This is a genomic window from Gemmatimonadota bacterium (assembly GCA_040882465.1).
Classification (GTDB): Bacteria; Gemmatimonadota; Gemmatimonadetes; order Longimicrobiales; family Gaopeijiaceae; genus JBBEBG01.
The window spans coordinates 65,180-81,375 of record JBBEBG010000022.1 but is presented as its reverse complement, the minus strand read 5'-3'; the positions used below and the strand labels follow the sequence as shown (position 1 = coordinate 81,375).

Annotated in this window: 16 protein-coding genes; 10 read left to right on the top strand and 6 right to left on the bottom strand. The window is 67.7% G+C overall.

Annotated features, from left to right (window positions below):
- Positions 1–33: 33 nt before the first annotated feature.
- Genes WEG36_06985 through WEG36_06970 form a run of 4 tightly spaced genes read right to left on the bottom strand, consistent with a single transcriptional unit; the run spans position 34 to position 3,599 of the window.
- Positions 34–855, bottom strand: a complete 822-nt coding sequence (locus WEG36_06985; GenBank protein MEX1257343.1) for an MBL fold metallo-hydrolase — start codon at positions 853–855, stop codon at positions 34–36.
- Entirely contained in the window at positions 852–2,132 is a 1,281-nt protein-coding gene (locus WEG36_06980; GenBank protein MEX1257342.1) for a putative sugar nucleotidyl transferase, read from the bottom strand. Before WEG36_06980 ends, WEG36_06985 begins: the two co-directional genes overlap by 4 nt.
- The gene (locus tag WEG36_06975; protein MEX1257341.1) at positions 2,129–3,211 is read right to left on the bottom strand and encodes a sugar phosphate nucleotidyltransferase; all 1,083 of its coding nucleotides are present in this window, start codon (positions 3,209–3,211) and stop codon (positions 2,129–2,131) included. Before WEG36_06975 ends, WEG36_06980 begins: the two co-directional genes overlap by 4 nt.
- Entirely contained in the window at positions 3,198–3,599 is a 402-nt protein-coding gene (locus tag WEG36_06970; GenBank protein ID MEX1257340.1) for a response regulator, read from the bottom strand. The genes WEG36_06975 and WEG36_06970 overlap by 14 nt, the downstream gene beginning before the upstream one ends.
- A gap of 222 nt (positions 3,600–3,821) precedes the next feature.
- On the opposite strand from WEG36_06970, the gene WEG36_06965 reads away from it, so the two are divergent.
- The 7 genes from WEG36_06965 to gatB are packed head-to-tail and all read left to right on the top strand — an operon-like array spanning position 3,822 to position 12,442.
- Entirely contained in the window at positions 3,822–4,382 is a 561-nt protein-coding gene (locus WEG36_06965) for a hypothetical protein (GenBank protein ID MEX1257339.1), read from the top strand.
- Positions 4,383–4,401: 19 nt separating this feature from the next.
- Positions 4,402–5,679, top strand: a complete 1,278-nt coding sequence (gene serS, locus WEG36_06960; protein MEX1257338.1) for a serine--tRNA ligase — start codon at positions 4,402–4,404, stop codon at positions 5,677–5,679.
- An 18-nt stretch (positions 5,680–5,697) separates the two neighbouring features.
- Positions 5,698–6,903 (top strand): HAMP domain-containing sensor histidine kinase, encoded by a 1,206-nt coding sequence (locus WEG36_06955; protein ID MEX1257337.1) that lies wholly within the window; start codon positions 5,698–5,700, stop codon positions 6,901–6,903.
- A complete protein-coding gene (locus WEG36_06950; protein MEX1257336.1) occupies positions 6,900–9,206 on the top strand; it encodes a UvrD-helicase domain-containing protein in 2,307 nt (768 codons plus the stop codon). Before WEG36_06955 ends, WEG36_06950 begins: the two co-directional genes overlap by 4 nt.
- 10 nt (positions 9,207–9,216) lie before the next feature.
- Entirely contained in the window at positions 9,217–9,531 is a 315-nt protein-coding gene (locus WEG36_06945; GenBank protein ID MEX1257335.1) for an Asp-tRNA(Asn)/Glu-tRNA(Gln) amidotransferase subunit GatC, read from the top strand.
- Positions 9,528–11,003, top strand: a complete 1,476-nt coding sequence (gene gatA / locus WEG36_06940) for an Asp-tRNA(Asn)/Glu-tRNA(Gln) amidotransferase subunit GatA (GenBank protein ID MEX1257334.1) — start codon at positions 9,528–9,530, stop codon at positions 11,001–11,003. The genes WEG36_06945 and gatA overlap by 4 nt, the downstream gene beginning before the upstream one ends.
- Entirely contained in the window at positions 11,000–12,442 is a 1,443-nt protein-coding gene (gene gatB, locus WEG36_06935; GenBank protein MEX1257333.1) for an Asp-tRNA(Asn)/Glu-tRNA(Gln) amidotransferase subunit GatB, read from the top strand. Before gatA ends, gatB begins: the two co-directional genes overlap by 4 nt.
- Here the strand turns inward: gatB and WEG36_06930 are convergent.
- On the bottom strand, positions 12,369–12,941 hold the full coding sequence (locus WEG36_06930; protein MEX1257332.1) for a hypothetical protein: 573 nt from the start codon (positions 12,939–12,941) through the stop codon (positions 12,369–12,371). The two genes, gatB and WEG36_06930, sit on opposite strands and share 74 nt — an antisense overlap.
- A 75-nt stretch (positions 12,942–13,016) precedes the next feature.
- Here WEG36_06930 and WEG36_06925 point away from each other — a divergent pair, with 75 nt between their 5' ends.
- On the top strand, positions 13,017–13,346 hold the full coding sequence (locus tag WEG36_06925; GenBank protein ID MEX1257331.1) for a hypothetical protein: 330 nt from the start codon (positions 13,017–13,019) through the stop codon (positions 13,344–13,346).
- 77 nt (positions 13,347–13,423) lie between these two features.
- Here WEG36_06925 and WEG36_06920 read toward each other — a convergent pair whose 3' ends face one another.
- On the bottom strand, positions 13,424–14,035 hold the full coding sequence (locus tag WEG36_06920) for a hypothetical protein (GenBank protein ID MEX1257330.1): 612 nt from the start codon (positions 14,033–14,035) through the stop codon (positions 13,424–13,426).
- Positions 14,036–14,242: 207 nt separating this feature from the next.
- Between WEG36_06920 and murA the strand changes: the two genes are divergently transcribed.
- Together murA and rimP are read left to right on the top strand one after the other, a co-directional pair.
- Complete coding sequence (gene murA / locus WEG36_06915) at positions 14,243–15,526, top strand: UDP-N-acetylglucosamine 1-carboxyvinyltransferase (GenBank protein MEX1257329.1); 1,284 nt, start codon at positions 14,243–14,245, stop codon at positions 15,524–15,526.
- A gap of 79 nt (positions 15,527–15,605) precedes the next feature.
- Positions 15,606–16,184: a ribosome maturation factor RimP gene (gene rimP, locus WEG36_06910; GenBank protein MEX1257328.1), complete on the top strand. Its 579-nt coding sequence runs from the start codon at positions 15,606–15,608 to the stop codon at positions 16,182–16,184.
- Positions 16,185–16,196: the final 12 nt, after the last annotated feature.

Below are 16,196 nucleotides of genomic sequence, written 5' to 3'. Positions count from 1 at the left end.
CCGGGGCGGCGCCCCGGAAAGCTCCAGAAGCGATCAGAGGAAGGAGAGCTGGCCCGCGCTCCGAGCGCGGCGCAGCTCCGCGACGTCCACGAAAGTCGTCGGTTCGTCCTGGCTCGCCACCTCCAGGAACCCCCTCCATCCCGCTTTCCCGAGGGCGCCCGCGACGGTGGCGTGTGCGATCTCGGGGCGGTTGCACTCCGCGGAGAGGTGTGCGAGAAAGAGGCCGGCGAGCTTCGGATGGAGCAGCTCGCAGGCGAAGCTCGCCGCCGCCCGGTTGGAGAGGTGTCCGTGGGAGGAGGCGATCCGTGCCTGAACCGTGGAAGGGTAGGGTCCCCGCCTCAGGAGCTCCTCGTCGTGATTCGCCTCGAGGACGAGGAAGTCGCATCCCGCGAGGGAGTGGCGAATCCCGGCGGTCGGGCGACCGAGGTCGGTCGCGATTCCGATGCGGGTTCCGCATCGCGTCCCCGTGACGGTGACGGCCACAGGGTCGGTGGCGTCGTGGACAGTGAGGAAGGGATCCACCCGGAGGTCGCCGATCGCGAAAGGGCGGCCGGGTTCGTATAGGTGGACGGTCTCTCCCCCACGGAGGAGCGAAGCGCAGGCGTCGCGTGTCCCCTGGGTCATGTAGAGAGGCGTCTGGAAGCGGCGCGCGAAGACACCGATCCCGCGCGTGTGATCCCCGTGTTCGTGTGTGACGACCACGCCGTCCACTCCCTCGGGCGCGATCCCGAGCCGCTCGAGGCGAATTGCCAACTCCCGTCCGCTGAGACCCGCGTCCACCAGGATGCAGGTATCCTGGCCGGCGACGAGGACCGCGTTTCCGCGGCTCCCGCTCCCGAGAAGGGCGATTCTCATCGCTCTTCCCGCTCTCTCTCCGGTGCGTGCACCGAGCCCCACGCGCGGGCGAGGAAGTCGCGCTCTCCGGCACCGAGGGCGATCCCGCGACGCCCCATGGCCCGTTCCACCGTCGCGAGGAAGGGCTCGAGGCGATAGGGGCCGAAGGCGTCCGCGGTCCCCCAGCCGAAGGGTGGGATCCACTTCCAGGGAAACCGGCCACCGTAGATGTTGCTTCCGGCGCCGACGATCGTCCCCGCGTTCAGGAAAGTGCCGATCCCGGTCTTCGCGTGATCGCCCATGAAGACCCCCAGCTTCAGGAGCCCCGTCTCGATTTCCCCCACGGGGGCGGCGACTCGGACCGGCCCGTAGTTGTTCTTGAGATCGGAGTTCGTCGTGAAAGCACCGAGGTTCACCCACCGCCCGAGGAGCGAGTGCCCGATATACCCGTCGTGCGACTTGTTCGCATAACCGAGAATGAGCGTAGCCGAAATCTCCCCGCGGAGGCGGCACACGGGTCCGCAGGCGAGCGACTCGAAAACGCCTCCGAGAAGTGTGCTCCCTTTTCCGATGAACGCCGGACCGCGAAGGGTCGTGAAGGAATGGAGATGAACCCTGTCACCGAGGTGGATCGGCCCCTCCCGGGTGTCGAGGACCACGAGCGGGTCGAGCACCACGCCTTCGCCCGCGGTGACTGTGTGCTCTCCCACGCGGTGAACCTGTGGAAGCTCGGGGAGGGGGCGCGCACGCCCATCAGCGCCGGTGATCCCGTGTGTGAGATCGAGGGAGATCCGCTCTGGGTTCGCCTCGAGGAGCGCCCAGGGAGTCTCGAGGAGGCTCCCCGGAAGTTGGAGAGCAGGAAAGGGTACCGCGGCGCCGTTCGTTCCTTCGAGGAGCTCTCGTCCGGGAAGGGGCGCTCCGGCCGGGAGAAGCCACCCCGCCGGGCGGTCTCCGACGAGGAGCCTGTGCCCCCCACCGGGCAGGGGGACGGGGAGCCCGAGGCTCGAGGCTCCCTCTCCGACAGCGGAGTCCACCGGCAAGTAACGGGACGCGAGGAGGATGCGCGGACCCGTCGTGGACATCGTCTCGCCGGCGGCGATCGGCGGCGCGTTTTCCTCCCTGAAGCCTTCGAGATCCTTCGGCGCGAGGTAGCCTGCCGCCGGGCCCCGGAAGGCCCTTTCGATCCGCTCCCGCAGAAGGAGGGTGCCGAAGAGGATTTCGCCGACGGGGCGCGTCAGCGAAAAAGGGTGCCACTCTCGCGACACGCCGTCCTCGAGGAGATAGAGCTCGGGCTTCATCCTTCCCCTCCCGCCGCTCCCTCGCGGAGCTCAGCCGGGAGTTCGGCGAGGAGCTCCTTGAGCCGGGGAGCCCGTTCACGGGAGGTGACCAGGGTCACTCCGCCCGAACGCACGACGACCAACCCTTCGACCCCGAAGAGGACGATCGGCCCGTCCTCCGCCCAGGCCACGGTCGTCCGTGTGTCGAGAGCATGCACGTCGCCATGGAAGGCGTTTCCCATCGGATCGAGGGTGAGGGTCCGCGTCAGCGCCTCCCACCCGCCGACGTCGTCCCAGGAGAAACTCGCCCGCAGTGCGCCGGCTCGGCCGCTGCGCGCCATGACGGCCTCATCCACGGAAATGGAGGGAACCTCGTCGAAGAATCGCCCGTCCTCGTTGCCGTCCAGGAGCTCGAGCCGGTCCCCGATCTCCGGGGCGTGCAGTCGGATCTCTTCGAGGAACCGCGCGACGGGAAAGATGAAGATCCCCGTATTCCAGAGGTAACCGCGGGCTATGTAGTCCCGCGCCGTCGCCTCGTCGGGCTTCTCCACGAAAGCGTCCAAGCGGAACGCCTCCGGTTCCCCGGCATTCGAGGCGAGCGGCGCGCCCGGGCGAAGGTATCCGTATCCGGTCTCCGGACGGTCTGGGGTGGCGGCGATCGTCAGAAGCAGGTCCTCCCGCGCCGCGAGGGAGGCGCCCCCTCGCACGTCGGAGAGAAAGGTCGCTTCGGGAAATACGACGTGGTCGGAGTGCAGGGACACCATCACTCCCTTCGGATCGACCCGGAGGATCCGGTGGGCCGCCCAGGCGAGCACCGGGGCCGTTCCGCGGGCGCGAGGTTCGATCCAGAGCTGCTCGGACGGGAAACCCGGAAGGGCGCTGAGGAAGGGGGCGGCAAGGTGCTCCCCCGCGAGGATCGCGGCGTGTTCGACGGGCGCGAGGGCCAACGCCCTCTCGACGGTCTCGACCAGGAGCGGGCGGTCCGAACGGCCAAGGGCAAGAAGGGGCTTCGGTCGCGAAGGGAGACTGGCGGGCCAAAAACGAGATCCGATTCCGCCCGCGAGGATCACGACGCGGAGGTGAGGATCACCTTCGGGCAAGGAGCTCATCCACGCGGTTCAGGAGTTTCTTCGGGCTGAAGGGCTTGGTGAGAAAGTCATCCGCACCGAGCGCGAAGGCGCGCTCCCGGTCGGCGTCCTGCCCTTTCGCCGTCAGGATGATGACCGGCGTGTCCTTTCTTCCGGGGAGTGAGCGCACTTCTGTCAGGACCTCGAGCCCCGTCGCGCCGGGCATCACGATATCGAGGAGGATCAAGTCGTAGTGGTCGTTCCCGCGGACCGCGGCGAGCGCAGCGGTCCCGTCGGCGACCGGATGCAGGTGAAATCCCCAGCCTTCGAGGAGGGTCACGAGGACCCGGCGGATGTGGGGTTCGTCTTCGGCCAGGAGAAGTCGAAGGGATCCGGCCGGAGGAAGCGACGATTCCGCCATAGGCGTCCCGGTCGGGGGTCGGACGGTCAATTCTTGCGACGATCTGCTCGGACGGAGCGTCCGTCCGGCTCCGTGAAGACGCGGGGCGGAACCTACTCGGCGAACGGTGTAAAGTCAAGAAATCCGGGGCTTTCCGGGGTTGACACCGTCTCTGGATTCCGGGTAGTCTTGTCGCTCCTCCCTGGACTTCGTTTCCCCCGACCCGCGGGAGCCCAGCCGGCTGTGAAGAACCGGTTCATCGGATGCCTTGTGGCCTTGGGCCTTCTCCTCGCCGCGTGCGAGGGAAACGACTTCTTGGTGCGGTGGGAAGAAAACCCGCTCGAGCAGGTTCTCTACTCGATCGATCGAGAGCCCGAGGGGGTTCTCCGCTCCACGGCCTTCAACATGCTGGAACGCCGCGGCGTGATCTTGGAGGACCCCAATGCGCAGGGCCGATGGGACTTCGCGCTCGACCGGGTGGATGGGACGATGGTGCTGGTCCCTCCCCAGGGGCTCGGTGTCATTTCGCGGGCCGCGATCGCCCCGATCCCCGGCACGGAGTTCGCGAATGTGATCGAAGCGCCCTCCGATACGCTCGTGTATTCGACGCGGGAGCCCGTTCCCGTGGCCCTCGGCACCGTCTATGTGATCCGTACCCACCAGCAACCGGGATTTTTCGGGCAGTTCTGCTTCTTTTTCGGAAAGATCGAACCGATCGAGATCGACCTAGCAGCCGGCACCCTTCGGTTCCTCCACGACGTGAGCCCGGACTGTAACAACCGTAGCCTCGTCCCGCCGGATTGAGGGGAGCGGCGACCCACTGATGCTGGATCTGAAAGCGATCCGCTCCGACCCCGACCGTATCCGCGAGGGGCTCGGTCGGCGGGGCGAGGCCGGCGGTGCCCAGGCCGTAGCCGAGATCCTGGCCCTGGACGGAGAAAGGCGGGAGGCCATCACCCGTGGGGATACCCTTCGCGCAGCGCGAAACGAAGCCTCCAAGGGGATCGCCGAGCTCAAGCGTGCCGGGCAGGACGCTTCGGAATTGATCGCCGAGATGCAGGAGGTCGCCGCCGAGATCGGAGCCCTGGAAAAGTCGGTCGCGGGGCACGAAGCCCGGATCGACGAGATCCTCCTCGGGATCCCGAACCTCCCTTCGGAGGAAGTAGCTTCGGGCGGTCCGGAAGCGAATGTGATCGTCCGGGAATGGGGAACGCCGCGGAAGCACCCCTTTCCCGCGCGGCCTCATTGGGAGATCGGTGAGGCTCTGGGAATTCTCGACCTCGAGCGCGGAGCGCGTGTTTCCGGCTCCGGTTTTCCCATCCTCCGTGGCCAGGGCGCCCGCTTACAGCGCGAGCTGATCAACTGGATGCTGAACCTGCATGTGCGCGAGCATGGCTACGAGGAGCTGAGGATCCCGTACCTCGTGACCCGGGAAACCCTCACAGGGACGGGTCAGCTTCCCAAGTTCGAAGAGGAGTCCTACGTCACCGCGCGGGACGACCTCTGGCTCATCCCGACGGCGGAGGTCCCGGTCACCAACCTCCATCGGGGGGAGCTCCTCTCGGCCGAGCGCCTTCCGATGCGGTACACGGCCTATTCTCCCTGCTTCCGCAGGGAGGCGGGGGCGGCCGGAAAAGACACGCGCGGCCTTCTCCGCGTGCATCAGTTCGATAAGGTCGAGCTCGTCCGTTACGAGCGCCCGGAGCGGAGCGGGGAAGCGCTGGAGGAGCTCACGCGGGAAGCCGAAGCAGTCCTCCAACACCTGGGACTCGCGTACCGCGTCGTCCGCCTCGCGGCGGGGGACCTGGGCTTCGCGGCGACCATGACCTACGACCTCGAGGTGTGGGCTCCGGGAGTCGAGCAGTGGCTCGAGGTGTCGAGCTGTTCGAATTGCGGGGACTTCCAGGCCCGGCGGGCCGACCTCCGCTTCCGCCCGGCTCCGGGCGAGAAGCCCGCGTTCGTGCATACGCTGAACGGATCCGCTCTCGCCCTCCCGCGACTCATGGTCGCTCTCCTCGAGACCTACCAGGAGGAAACGGGGGGCGTGACGATTCCCGATGCCCTCCGCGACCGGATGGGGCTCGAGCGGCTGGCGCCCTAGCCCGCGGCCGCCCCCGCCATGTCAAGCCAGCGGTGGTCCCTGGTTCTGGCGACGCTCTTCCTCGCCATCCTCGGCTGGTATCTCGCCTATTCGGAGCAACTCGTGCGCGCCTTCCGGGCGGAAACCGCCACGATGACCCGGATGTACTCCGAGGTCCAGGCGGGGCTCGCCGACCCGAGCGCATTCGGCCCGGAACAGGCGCTTACCCGGCTCCAGACGATCGTGGTGGGTTCGGGGGTGCCGCTCGTCCTGACGGGGCGAGGGGACACCGTGCTCTCCGCCGTGAATCTCCCCTTCGAATTCGACCTTGCGTCCCCGGAGGGACAGGCCCGGGTGCGAGAATACGCATCATCCCTCGACGCACGCCGCCCTCCCGTGGGCGACCCCGGGATCCAGCTCGTGCATTTCGGGGATCCCCCCGAGCTTCGCCGGCTGCGCTGGGTGCCATGGTTCCAGGTCGCCGGACTTCTCCTCACTCTCGTGACCGGGTGGCTCGTCATCCGCGCGCAGAGGGAGGCGGCGACGGACCGTGCCTGGACCGCGATGGCCCGCGAGCTCGCGCATCAGCTGGGGACGCCGATCTCTTCGCTCAAGGGCTGGCTCGAGGTTCTCGCGCTCCAGGACACCGAGCGCCCGGGTCCGGTGGATGAAAAGGAGATCGCGGCGGAAATCGGTACGGATGTGGAGCGGCTCGAGCGAGTGAGCCGGCGCTTCGAGCTGATCGGGCGACGGACTCCGCTCGAGCCCCTCGCGCTCGACGACGTCCTCAACGCCACCGAACGCTACCTCGCGGCCCGCATCCCGCGGCGCGGCCCCGAGATCCACCTCCGCGTCATGGCCGAGCCGAACCTTCCCCCCATCCAGGGAAACGACGTTCTCCTGACCTGGGCCCTCGAGAACGTCGTGAAGAATGCCCTCGATGCCCTCGCGGGCCGCGGAGGGAGTATCACGGTGCGGGCCTTTCCCGCGGATCCCGGTTGGGTCACCTTGCAGGTGCAGGATACGGGACCGGGTGTGGATCCGGAGATCCGCGAGCGGCTCTTCGAGCCGGGCGCGACGACGAAGTCCGGGGGATGGGGCGTAGGCCTCTCCCTCGCCCGCCGGATCGTGGAGCGGATCCACGGGGGGCGCATCGAGCTATTGGAGAGCGGGCCCGGTGGGTCCACCTTTCAGCTTCGCCTTCCGGTCCATCGAACCGATTCCGAATCTTCCACTCGCCGTTGACTTCCACGATCGACACTCCGCATCGGTCCCGCGAGGCGCTGAATCCAGAACAGGCCGCCGCCGTCGAGCACGTCGAGGGGCCACTCCTCGTTCTCGCCGGAGCCGGGTCGGGTAAGACGCGTGTGCTAACCATGCGCGTGACGCGCCTGATCCGGGATCACGGCGTCCGCCCGGACCGGATTCTCGCGGTCACCTTCACGAACAAGGCCGCGGGAGAAATGCGGGACCGAATCGAGGGGCTTCTCGGATCCGAACCGGCAGGGGCCTGGATCGGAACCTTCCACTCGATCGGCGCGCGGCTCCTCCGCCGGCACGCCGGCCTGCTGGGATGGAACCCAACCTTCACGATCTTCGACGCGGAAGAGAGCCTCCGGGAGATTCAACGTGTGATGGAGGCCGCGCAGGTGGATCCGAAGCGGTGGAATCCCAAAGCGGTGCGCGCCCTCATCAGCGACGCGAAGAACCAGCTCGTCTCGCCGGAGAAGTTCTCCCAGAGGCACGGCGAGGGGTTCGACCTTCTGGCACGCACCGTCGCCGGGATCTATCCGAAGTACCAGGCCTCGCTCCGCGAGCAAAACGCCTTCGACTTCGACGACCTGTTGGTGAAGCCCGTCGAGCTCTTCCAGACGCACCCCGACGTCCTCGCGCGTTATCAGGAGCGCTTCGCCTTCATCCTGGTGGACGAATACCAGGACACGAACCACGCACAATTCCGTTTCCTCGAGGCGCTCGCGCGCGGGCACCACAATCTCATGGTCGTCGGGGACGACGATCAGTCCATCTACGGATGGCGCGGCGCCGACATCCGAAACATCCTCGATTTCGAGACGACCTTTCCGGGGGCGGCGGTCGTCCGGCTCGAGCGGAACTACCGCTCCACGGGAACGATCCTCCGTGCGGCGAACGAGGTGATTGGGCGCAACACCCAGCGAAAGGCGAAAACCCTTCACACGGAGCGGGAGGAGGGGACGCGAATCGTCCTCGTGGAGACCCGCGACGAACGGGACGAGGCGGGGTGGATCGCGGACGAGGTCGAGATGCGTCTCCGCGCCGGCGAGCTGGATCGGTACCGCGATGCCGCCATCCTCTACCGGACGAACGCCCAGTCGCGGGCGCTCGAGGATGCGTTTCGGACTCGGGGCATTCCGTACCAGATCGTCGGCGGCGTGCGCTTTTACGAGCGGAGAGAAATTCAGGACGTTCTCGGCTATCTGCGCCTGATCTCGAATCCCCGCGACATGGCCGCCTTCGAGCGCGTCGTGAACGTTCCGCGCCGCGGGATCGGCCCCACGAGTCTGGGCCGCCTCAAGGAGTGGGCCGCGCAACGTGGGCTCTCGTACCTGGAGGCCGCCGCGATGGGAAGCGAAGTTCCCGATCTCCCCGCAGCGGCGGCGCGAGGCCTGGCGCTCTTCGCGCGCCTCGTGGCCGATTTCGCCGCCCGCGCGAAGCGCCTCGCGGTGGGGCCCCTGATCGAGGAGCTGGTGGAAGCGCTCGATCTCATGACGATCCTCCGTGCCGAGGGCCCGGAGGGGACGGACCGGATGGAGAATGTGAAAGAGCTGATCGCCGGCGCGATGGAGTTCGAGGCGGAGGTGGTCGAAGAGTGGGAAGGAGCTCCCCCGGAGCACTTCACCGAGCTCGATCTTTTCCTACAGCGGGTTGCGCTCGTCACCGACATTGACCGACACGACCCGGAGGGGGATGCGGTCACCCTGATGACGCTGCACAACGCAAAGGGGCTCGAGTACCCCTCCGTCACCATCGCCGGACTCGAGGAGGGACTATTTCCCCTCGCCCGCGCCTACGACGAGCCCGCCCAGCTCGAAGAGGAGCGCCGCCTCTTCTACGTCGGAATCACACGCGCGCGGGACCGACTTTGTATGACCTGGGCGCGGGAGCGGCGTCGCGCAGGGGGATACATGGCCGGGACCCTCTCGTCCTTCGTCGAGGACGTCCCGGAGGCGCTTCTCGACTCCCGGGTTTCGCCGCGGGTCCAACGGGAGGACGCCGCCTATCGAATGCGCGGCGACTCCTCTTACCGGACGCGCGAGCCCGATGCCTTCGGAAACGCTGCGCGCGCCTCCGCCCGGCGCGCCTCCGAGGAGAGGGGCTTCGACGAAGAGTTGAATCAGGACCTTCCCCATCTTCGACCCGGAGAGCGGGTGAGTCACGCCACTTTCGGGTCCGGGAAGGTCGTCGAGGTGGCCGGCTTCGGGGACGACGTCAAGGTGACCGTGGACTTCGAAACAGTGGGGAGGAAACGCCTTCTCGCTCGTTACGCGGGGCTCGAACGCGACTTCTGAGGAGGGGGCCATGGGTGTTTCGCAGGAAGATGTCCGAAAGATCGCCGAACTCGCGCGGCTGCATCCAGGCGAGTTGTCCGTGGCGCGCCTCACCGACGAGCTGAACGGGATCCTGGAGCACATCCGGAGCCTCGAAGAGGTGGACACTTCGGCCGTGGAGGGGTTCGAGCCGTGGCGCTCCGGCTCGCTCCCCTTCAGGGACCCGAAGCTGGGACCGGATCACCTCTCGGCGGGCGCGCCGGGCGATCGTGCCCCGGAGTGGGTGGACGGCTTCTTCGTCGTGCCGCGGCTTCCGGCCCTCGACGGGGGGGGAGGCGCGGCTTGAGCGAGTCCCCTGGCGTACGGGAGATCGTGGGGGCGGTCGGGACGGCCGGAGGTGATCCCCTCCGGTTCGCGAACGCAGCCCTCGATCGCGCACGCCGGGCGGAGTCGGAGGACACACCGCTGCATGCCTTTTTGGCCCTGGCCGATTCGGCGGCCATGGGCGGGGGCGCCGCGACAGGGGATGATCTCGATGGGGGCGGCCGTTCCGGAAAGGGCGGGCCGAAGGGGCCTCCTCTCCTCGCCGGAGTCCCTGTCGCCGTAAAGGACAATCTCTGCGCCTTCGACTTTCCCACGACCTGCGCCTCCCGAATTCTGGAGGGATACGTCTCCCCCTACGAAGCGACCGTCGTGCGGCGACTCCGCAGCGCGGGAGGAGTCATCGTGGGGAAAACCAACATGGACGAGTTCGCGATGGGGTCGTCCACGGAGAATTCCGGCTTCGGCCCCACCCGGAATCCTCGCGACCGTTCCCGGGTGCCCGGGGGAAGCTCCGGGGGGTCGGCCGCGGCCGTCGCAGCTGGAATCGTCCCCTGCGCTCTCGGTTCCGATACCGGGGGCTCGGTGCGCCAGCCCGCCTCCCTGTGCGGGGTGGTCGGGATCAAGCCCACGTACGGGCGGGTCAGCCGCTACGGCCTCGTCGCGTACGCATCTTCCCTGGACCAGGTCGGGACCATCGGGCGAACCGTCGAGGACGCGGCGCTCCTTCTCCAGGCCATTGCCGGTCACGATCCGCGGGACGCGACCTCCGCGCCCCTCCCCGTTCCCGATTTTCTCGGGGCGCGGGGGCGGGGCGTGCGCGGCCTCACCGTCGGCCTCCCTCGCGAGTATTTCGCGAAGGAGCTGGACCCTGCGGTTCAAAGGCTCTGCCGGGAGGCGCTCGGACGGTTGGAGGAGGCCGGCGCGGTCGTGCGAGAGGTCTCCCTCCCTCACACGAAGTTCGCGGTTCCCGCGTATTATATCCTCGCTCCCGCCGAGGCATCTTCGAATCTGGCCCGATTCGACGGCGTCCGGTATGGATCGCGGGCGCCGGGCGCCGACTCCGCCCGGGCGGTTTACGAGGAGACGCGCACGCGCGGCTTCGGCGCGGAGGTCGTGCGGCGCATCATGCTCGGGACGTTCGCGTTGTCCGCCGGCTACTACGAAGCGTATTACGGCCGCGCGCAGCGCGTGAGGTCCCTCGTGGCGAGCGACTTCGGCCGCGTCTGGGCGGAGGGAGTGGACCTCCTCTTCACTCCGACCTCGCCGACCCCCGCCTTTCCTCTCGGCGAGCGCACCGACGATCCGGTCTCGATGTACCTCTCCGACATCTTCACCGTGACCGCGAATCTCGCCGGAATTCCCGGCCTCTCTCTACCGGTCGGTGCGGTGGATGGGCTCCCGGTGGGTGGCCAGTTTCTCGCTCCCATGTGGGAAGAACCCAAGATGATCGGGGCCGCTCTCGCGCTGGAGTCCCTGCTCGAGGAGGCACGATGAGCGCAGGCGCCGGTGCGCTCGAGGCGGTCATCGGGCTGGAGGTCCACATCCAGCTTCGCACGGAGCGGAAGCTTTTCTGCGGGGACTCGACCCGCTTCGGCGACGCACCGAATACGAACGTCTGCCCCGTGTGCCTCGGGCTTCCGGGGGCCCTTCCCACGATGAATGGCCATGCGGTGACGCTCGCGGTGCGCGCCGCGCTCGCCTTCGATTGCGAGGTGCACGAGACGAGCGTCTTCGCCCGCAAGAACTACTTCTATCCGGATCTGCCGAAAGGATACCAGATCTCGCAGTTCGAACAGCCCCTCGCGACGACCGGCCAATTCCGCGTGCGCCTTCCCGACGGCGAAAAGGTCGTGAGGGTCCGGCGGATGCACATGGAAGAAGACGCAGGGAAATCGCTGCACGACCGCGTCCCTGGGGGCACCGCCGTGGACCTGAATCGCGCCGGCACGCCGCTCGTCGAAATGGTCTCCGAGCCGGACTTGCGCACGCCCGAAGAGGCGCGCGCCTACCTCCAGCAGGTCAAGCAGATCCTCGAGTACCTCGACGTCTCCGACTGCAATATGGAGGAGGGTTCGCTCCGCGTGGACGCGAACGTCTCGGTGAGACCCGTGGGCTCGCAGGCACTCGGCACCAAGACGGAGCTCAAGAACATGAACTCCTTTTCGGGCGTCGAGAAGGCGATCGCGGCGGAGGTGAGGCGCCAGTCCGAGATCGTCGCCGGGGGGGGAAGGGTCGAGCACATAACCCTCCTCTGGGACGACGCTCGCGGCGAAGTACGGCCGATGCGCTCGAAGGAGGAAAGCCACGACTACCGGTACTTCCCCGAGCCGGACCTTCCGCCGCTCGTTATCCCCGTAGCGGAGATCGAGGCGGCCCGCGGCGAACTCCCCGAGCTTCCCCACACACGCCGGGAACGCTTCGGGCGCGAATACGCACTCCCTACCTATGACGCGGAGGTTCTCACCTCCACGCGCGGGCTCGCGGACTACTTCGAGGCGGTCGCGCGTGCCGCGGACGATCCCAAGCAGGCCTCGAACTGGGTCATGGGGCCGCTTCTGGCCGCGCTGAAGGAGAGGGGCATCGAGGTAGGGTCATCGGTCGCCCCCGCGGCTCTCGCGGAGCTCATCGCCCTGGTTCGCGACGCGACGATCAGTCAGAACGTCGGGAAGGAGGTGCTCCGGAAAATGCTCGACTCCGGACGGAGCGCGAAGGAGATCGTGGAGGAGGAAGGGCTGGCGCAGGTGCGGGATGCCGGGCAGCTCGAAGGGTGGGTGGACGCGGTCCTTGCGGCCCACGCCGACGAAGTCGCGCGCTTCAGGACGGGCGAGAAAAAGCTTCAGGGCTTCTTCATGGGGGAAGTCATGAAGAGCTCTCGGGGGAAGGCCGACCCTGGGGAAGTGGCTCGGCTTCTCGCTCGGAAGCTGGCTCCGTGAGATTCCGGAGCCCGGGGACTTCGATCCCGCGGGCGCGTGGGACGTAGAGGAGGGGGGTGGAAGGGAGGGGGAAGAACTCTCTCGCGACCTCGTCGAGCTCGCGGGGGTCGAGCCGCCCGCCCTCTTCGCGCGCTTCCCGCCGCACCGCCTTCGAGAGCCTGAGATTCGCCTCGCCGATCGGATCGAGCCCCGCCGCCCGCGCCTGCCCCCCTTCGGCCAGGTAGTCCATCACGTAGTCGTACGAGAGCCTCAGGTATTCGTCCCGCATGTCGGTCGGCAAGTCGAAGCGCGACCGCCGCAGGATTCCTTCGAAGACCTGCTGCCATCGGGCGTCGTCCTGGAAAGCGATCATTCCTCGGAAGAGGCGGCGGTTGGTCTGGAAGGAGAAGAGAGTCCGCGAGAGGACGCGGTCGAAGAGCTCGTCGGCCTCGGAGTGGTCGTGGAAGAGGACGACGCGCCTCGCTTCCCACCCGAAGCGCTTTCCCAGGTGCACGTCCATCCGGTGTTCCCAGTACGTGTGCCCGACGGCGTCGGTGCCGCTCGTCAGGAGGAGACGCCTGGGAACGAAGTAGTTGTGCGCAATCGTGTCCGCCGCGAGGTGCGACAGATAGCCGAATCCAACGGCCCGGAGCGACTCGGAGTCTGCACTTTCGAGGATCTCCTCGCCGATGTGCCAGTGGTGGGAGTGCCGGCCGATCGGGGCGTATTTTTTGGCGAAGGAGATGTCCGCCGCGACGGAGCCGTAGAGGAATGGGAGGCGGTGCCGTTCGAGGAGGCTCTGGATCGCGGGCGGGAGAAGGTGGAGCGAAGAGAGGACCGCCTCACCGATGGCGATGTGGGTCGCGGGGCCCCACGCCCACGCTTGTTCCGGAGTGAGAAGGAGCCAGATCGCGGCCCAGACTAGCGACCCGAGAGCGAGGGAAAAGAACGCGGCGAACCCTCGGCGCGCCTCTCGATCGGGGTGCGGGGCTTCCCTCGCGCTCAGCTTTTGTTCTCCTCCCCGCCCGGGTTCCCTTCCCCCAGCCCCGGGTCGCCGGAGTGTGCGTCCACCGGGCGGCCCTCGAAGGGGTGGTCCCGGTCGTTGCCGGAGGGACGCGCGCGCCGACGGCGGGGGCGTTCTCCGGCGCCGAGCTTCCCCAGCCCAGCCCGTACGCCCCGGGCCGTCGCCGCGCCCTCGATGAAGGCATCCTCGGCCTCTCCCTGGACGACCTCGAGCAGCGCGTTGAAGTCCTCGATGCGCTCCTCCATGCGATCCGAAGCCTGGGTCAGCCGGTCCGAGAGTTGAGAGAACGAAGCGGAGAGGCGGGAGACCTCGCTCCGCAGGGTATCCGACATGGCTTCCACATTCGCGGCGGTTTTTCGCAGGCTCTCCACACCCGGGTCCACCGACACCTTGTGTCGGAACGATTCCAGGGACTTTCCCGCCGTTCGGACCTGGAAAAAGACGGCCACCAGGAGAAGCAAGACGGCGAAAAAGGTCGCGGCTACACAGCCGGCCGCGATGGCGAACAGGACGTCCACCGCATCCCGAGCGGCGACCGTGACGACCGTGTCCGGTGGTATCGCGACCTGGGGTGCGAGGAGGAGGGTCATGGTTTCAGAATAGCGGCCAGGGGTGAAAACGTTCCACTCCCCCGTGCTTTCCCGGAGGCTCGGGGGGACCGGCGCCTGCCGGTTGTACCGGCTCGGGTGCCCGGATAACTTCCGCGGACCCGGAGCGCAAGCGGGGTTGCGGGGGCGCGATCTCCCCCGCCGGCGTTGACCGGGAACACTAGACTCAGCTCGGAGCCGCCGCGTCCCATGTCCGTGTTCTTGGTCGAGGGAGGACACCGTCTCTCCGGGGAGATCCGGCCCACCGGCAACAAAAACGCGGCGCTCCCTTGCATTTCCGCGGCCCTTCTGACCGCCGAGCCGGTCACCCTCGAAAACGTGCCGCGGATCCGCGACGTAGAGACGCTCCTCGAGATGATCGCGTCGCTCGGTGCGTTCGTGGAGTGGGTCGGCCCGAATGCCGTGCGCATCGAGGCCCGCGACATCGAGAGCTCCACCCCGGACGCACGATTCGCGGAGCGGATCCGTGCCTCGATTCTCGCCGCCGGTCCCCTCCTCGCACGGATGGGGAGGGCATCGCTCGCACCCCCGGGGGGAGACGTGATCGGGAGGCGGCGTCTCGACACGCACTTTGTCGCCTTCCGCGGTCTGGGGGCGCAAGTGACCCTGGATTCGCACGGCTTCGAGGTCACGGGAAAGCTCAAGGGCGCCGATATCTTCCTGGACGAACCCTCCGTGACCGCGACGGAAAACGCGGTGATGGCGGCAGTCCTGGCGGAGGGGGAAACGCGTCTCAGAAACGCGGCCGCGGAGCCGCATGTTCAGGACCTTTGTGCCCTCCTTCAGGCGATGGGCGCCCATATCGAAGGCGTCGGCACCCACGTCCTCGAGATTGAAGGGGTCTCCCGGCTGGGAGGCGCGGACTATCACCTTCAGGCGGACCACATCGAAACGGGCTCCTTCATCGGGCTCGCGGCGGTGACCGGGAGCGTCCTCACCGTAAAGGATGCGCCGCTTCCGCACCTGGATTCGATTCTCCTCGCGTTCCAGAGGCTCGGCGTTGCATGCGAGGTATCGGGGAACGACCTCGTCGTCCATGGAGATCGGGACCGCGAGATCCGACACGACGCCTTCGGGCACCTGCCGAAAATCGACGACGGTCCTTGGCCCGCCTTCCCGGCGGACCTCACTTCGATCGCACTCGTGACCGCGACCCAATGCCGGGGTACGGTCCTGATCCACGAGAAAATGTTCGAGTCTCGGATGTACTTCACCGACAAGCTCGTCGCGATGGGGGCTCAGATCATTCTTTGCGACCCGCACCGGGCCGTGGTGGTCGGTCCGGCTCCCCTCCGGGCCGCTCCGCTGGAGAGCCCCGATATCCGCGCCGGCATGGCCATGCTTTTGGCGGCGCTGGCTGCCGAAGGGACGAGCCGAATCCAGAATATCCGGCAGATCGAGCGCGGTTATGAACGAATTGACGAGCGCCTGCGCGGCGTCGGGGCGAAGATTCAACGCATTGACGGGGGTTGAAAGGCGGACCCGATTCGCGTATCATAGTGTCCAATCACAGGCTGCCGTTCTGGCGGCTGTTTCGTGAGTGGGGGAGCGGGTGGCCCCCGCTTTTTTTTACCTCTGGTGTCCGGGTGGACGCCGGGAGAGGGCGGCGGGGAGCCGGGGAATGGGGCCGGTGGAACCGATTGCGGAGGTGGCGGACGGGCTCGATCGCCGAATCGAGGCGCTCGGGCTCGAGTTGGTAGAGGCCGAATGGGGGGGGACGCCGCGGCGGCCCCTTCTCCGCATTCGGGTGGACCTTCCGGCCTCGGAGCCGGGAAGGGGGGTGACGGTCGCGGATTGCGTCCGCGCGAGCAGGGCGCTCGAAGAGTGGCTCGACGGCCATCCGGCGGTGCCGGAGCGCTATGTGCTGGAGGTTTCGTCGCCGGGCGTGGAAAGGCCGCTCACGCGTGAGCGTGACTTTCGGCGCTTCGTGGGACGGGAGGTTCGCTTGCGCACGACGGGGCGAGCGTCCCCGCGCGCGCTCGAAGGGATGCTCGAGGGAGTGCACGAAGGAAGCGACGGGAAGGGCTTCGAGGTTGCCGTCCGCGAGGCCGGCGGTGGCCTCGTGCGTGTGCCGGGAAGCGAAATCGTTCGCGCCAACCTGGTCTTCCGCTGGGGCGACGCAGAAGAGTAGCGCGAATATCTG

Coding starts and splice junctions, on each gene's coding strand:
- WEG36_06945 (MEX1257335.1), top strand. CDS start 9,217: ATGGGTGTTTCGCAGGAAGATGTCCGAAAGATCGCCGAACTCGCGCGG.
- WEG36_06930 (MEX1257332.1), bottom strand. CDS start 12,941: ATGGACGTGCACCTGGGAAAGCGCTTCGGGTGGGAAGCGAGGCGCGTC.
- serS (MEX1257338.1), top strand. CDS start 4,402: ATGCTGGATCTGAAAGCGATCCGCTCCGACCCCGACCGTATCCGCGAG.
- WEG36_06920 (MEX1257330.1), bottom strand. CDS start 14,035: ATGACCCTCCTCCTCGCACCCCAGGTCGCGATACCACCGGACACGGTC.
- WEG36_06980 (MEX1257342.1), bottom strand. CDS start 2,132: ATGAAGCCCGAGCTCTATCTCCTCGAGGACGGCGTGTCGCGAGAGTGG.
- WEG36_06985 (MEX1257343.1), bottom strand. CDS start 855: ATGAGAATCGCCCTTCTCGGGAGCGGGAGCCGCGGAAACGCGGTCCTC.
- murA (MEX1257329.1), top strand. CDS start 14,243: ATGTCCGTGTTCTTGGTCGAGGGAGGACACCGTCTCTCCGGGGAGATC.
- WEG36_06955 (MEX1257337.1), top strand. CDS start 5,698: ATGTCAAGCCAGCGGTGGTCCCTGGTTCTGGCGACGCTCTTCCTCGCC.
- gatB (MEX1257333.1), top strand. CDS start 11,000: ATGAGCGCAGGCGCCGGTGCGCTCGAGGCGGTCATCGGGCTGGAGGTC.
- WEG36_06970 (MEX1257340.1), bottom strand. CDS start 3,599: ATGGCGGAATCGTCGCTTCCTCCGGCCGGATCCCTTCGACTTCTCCTG.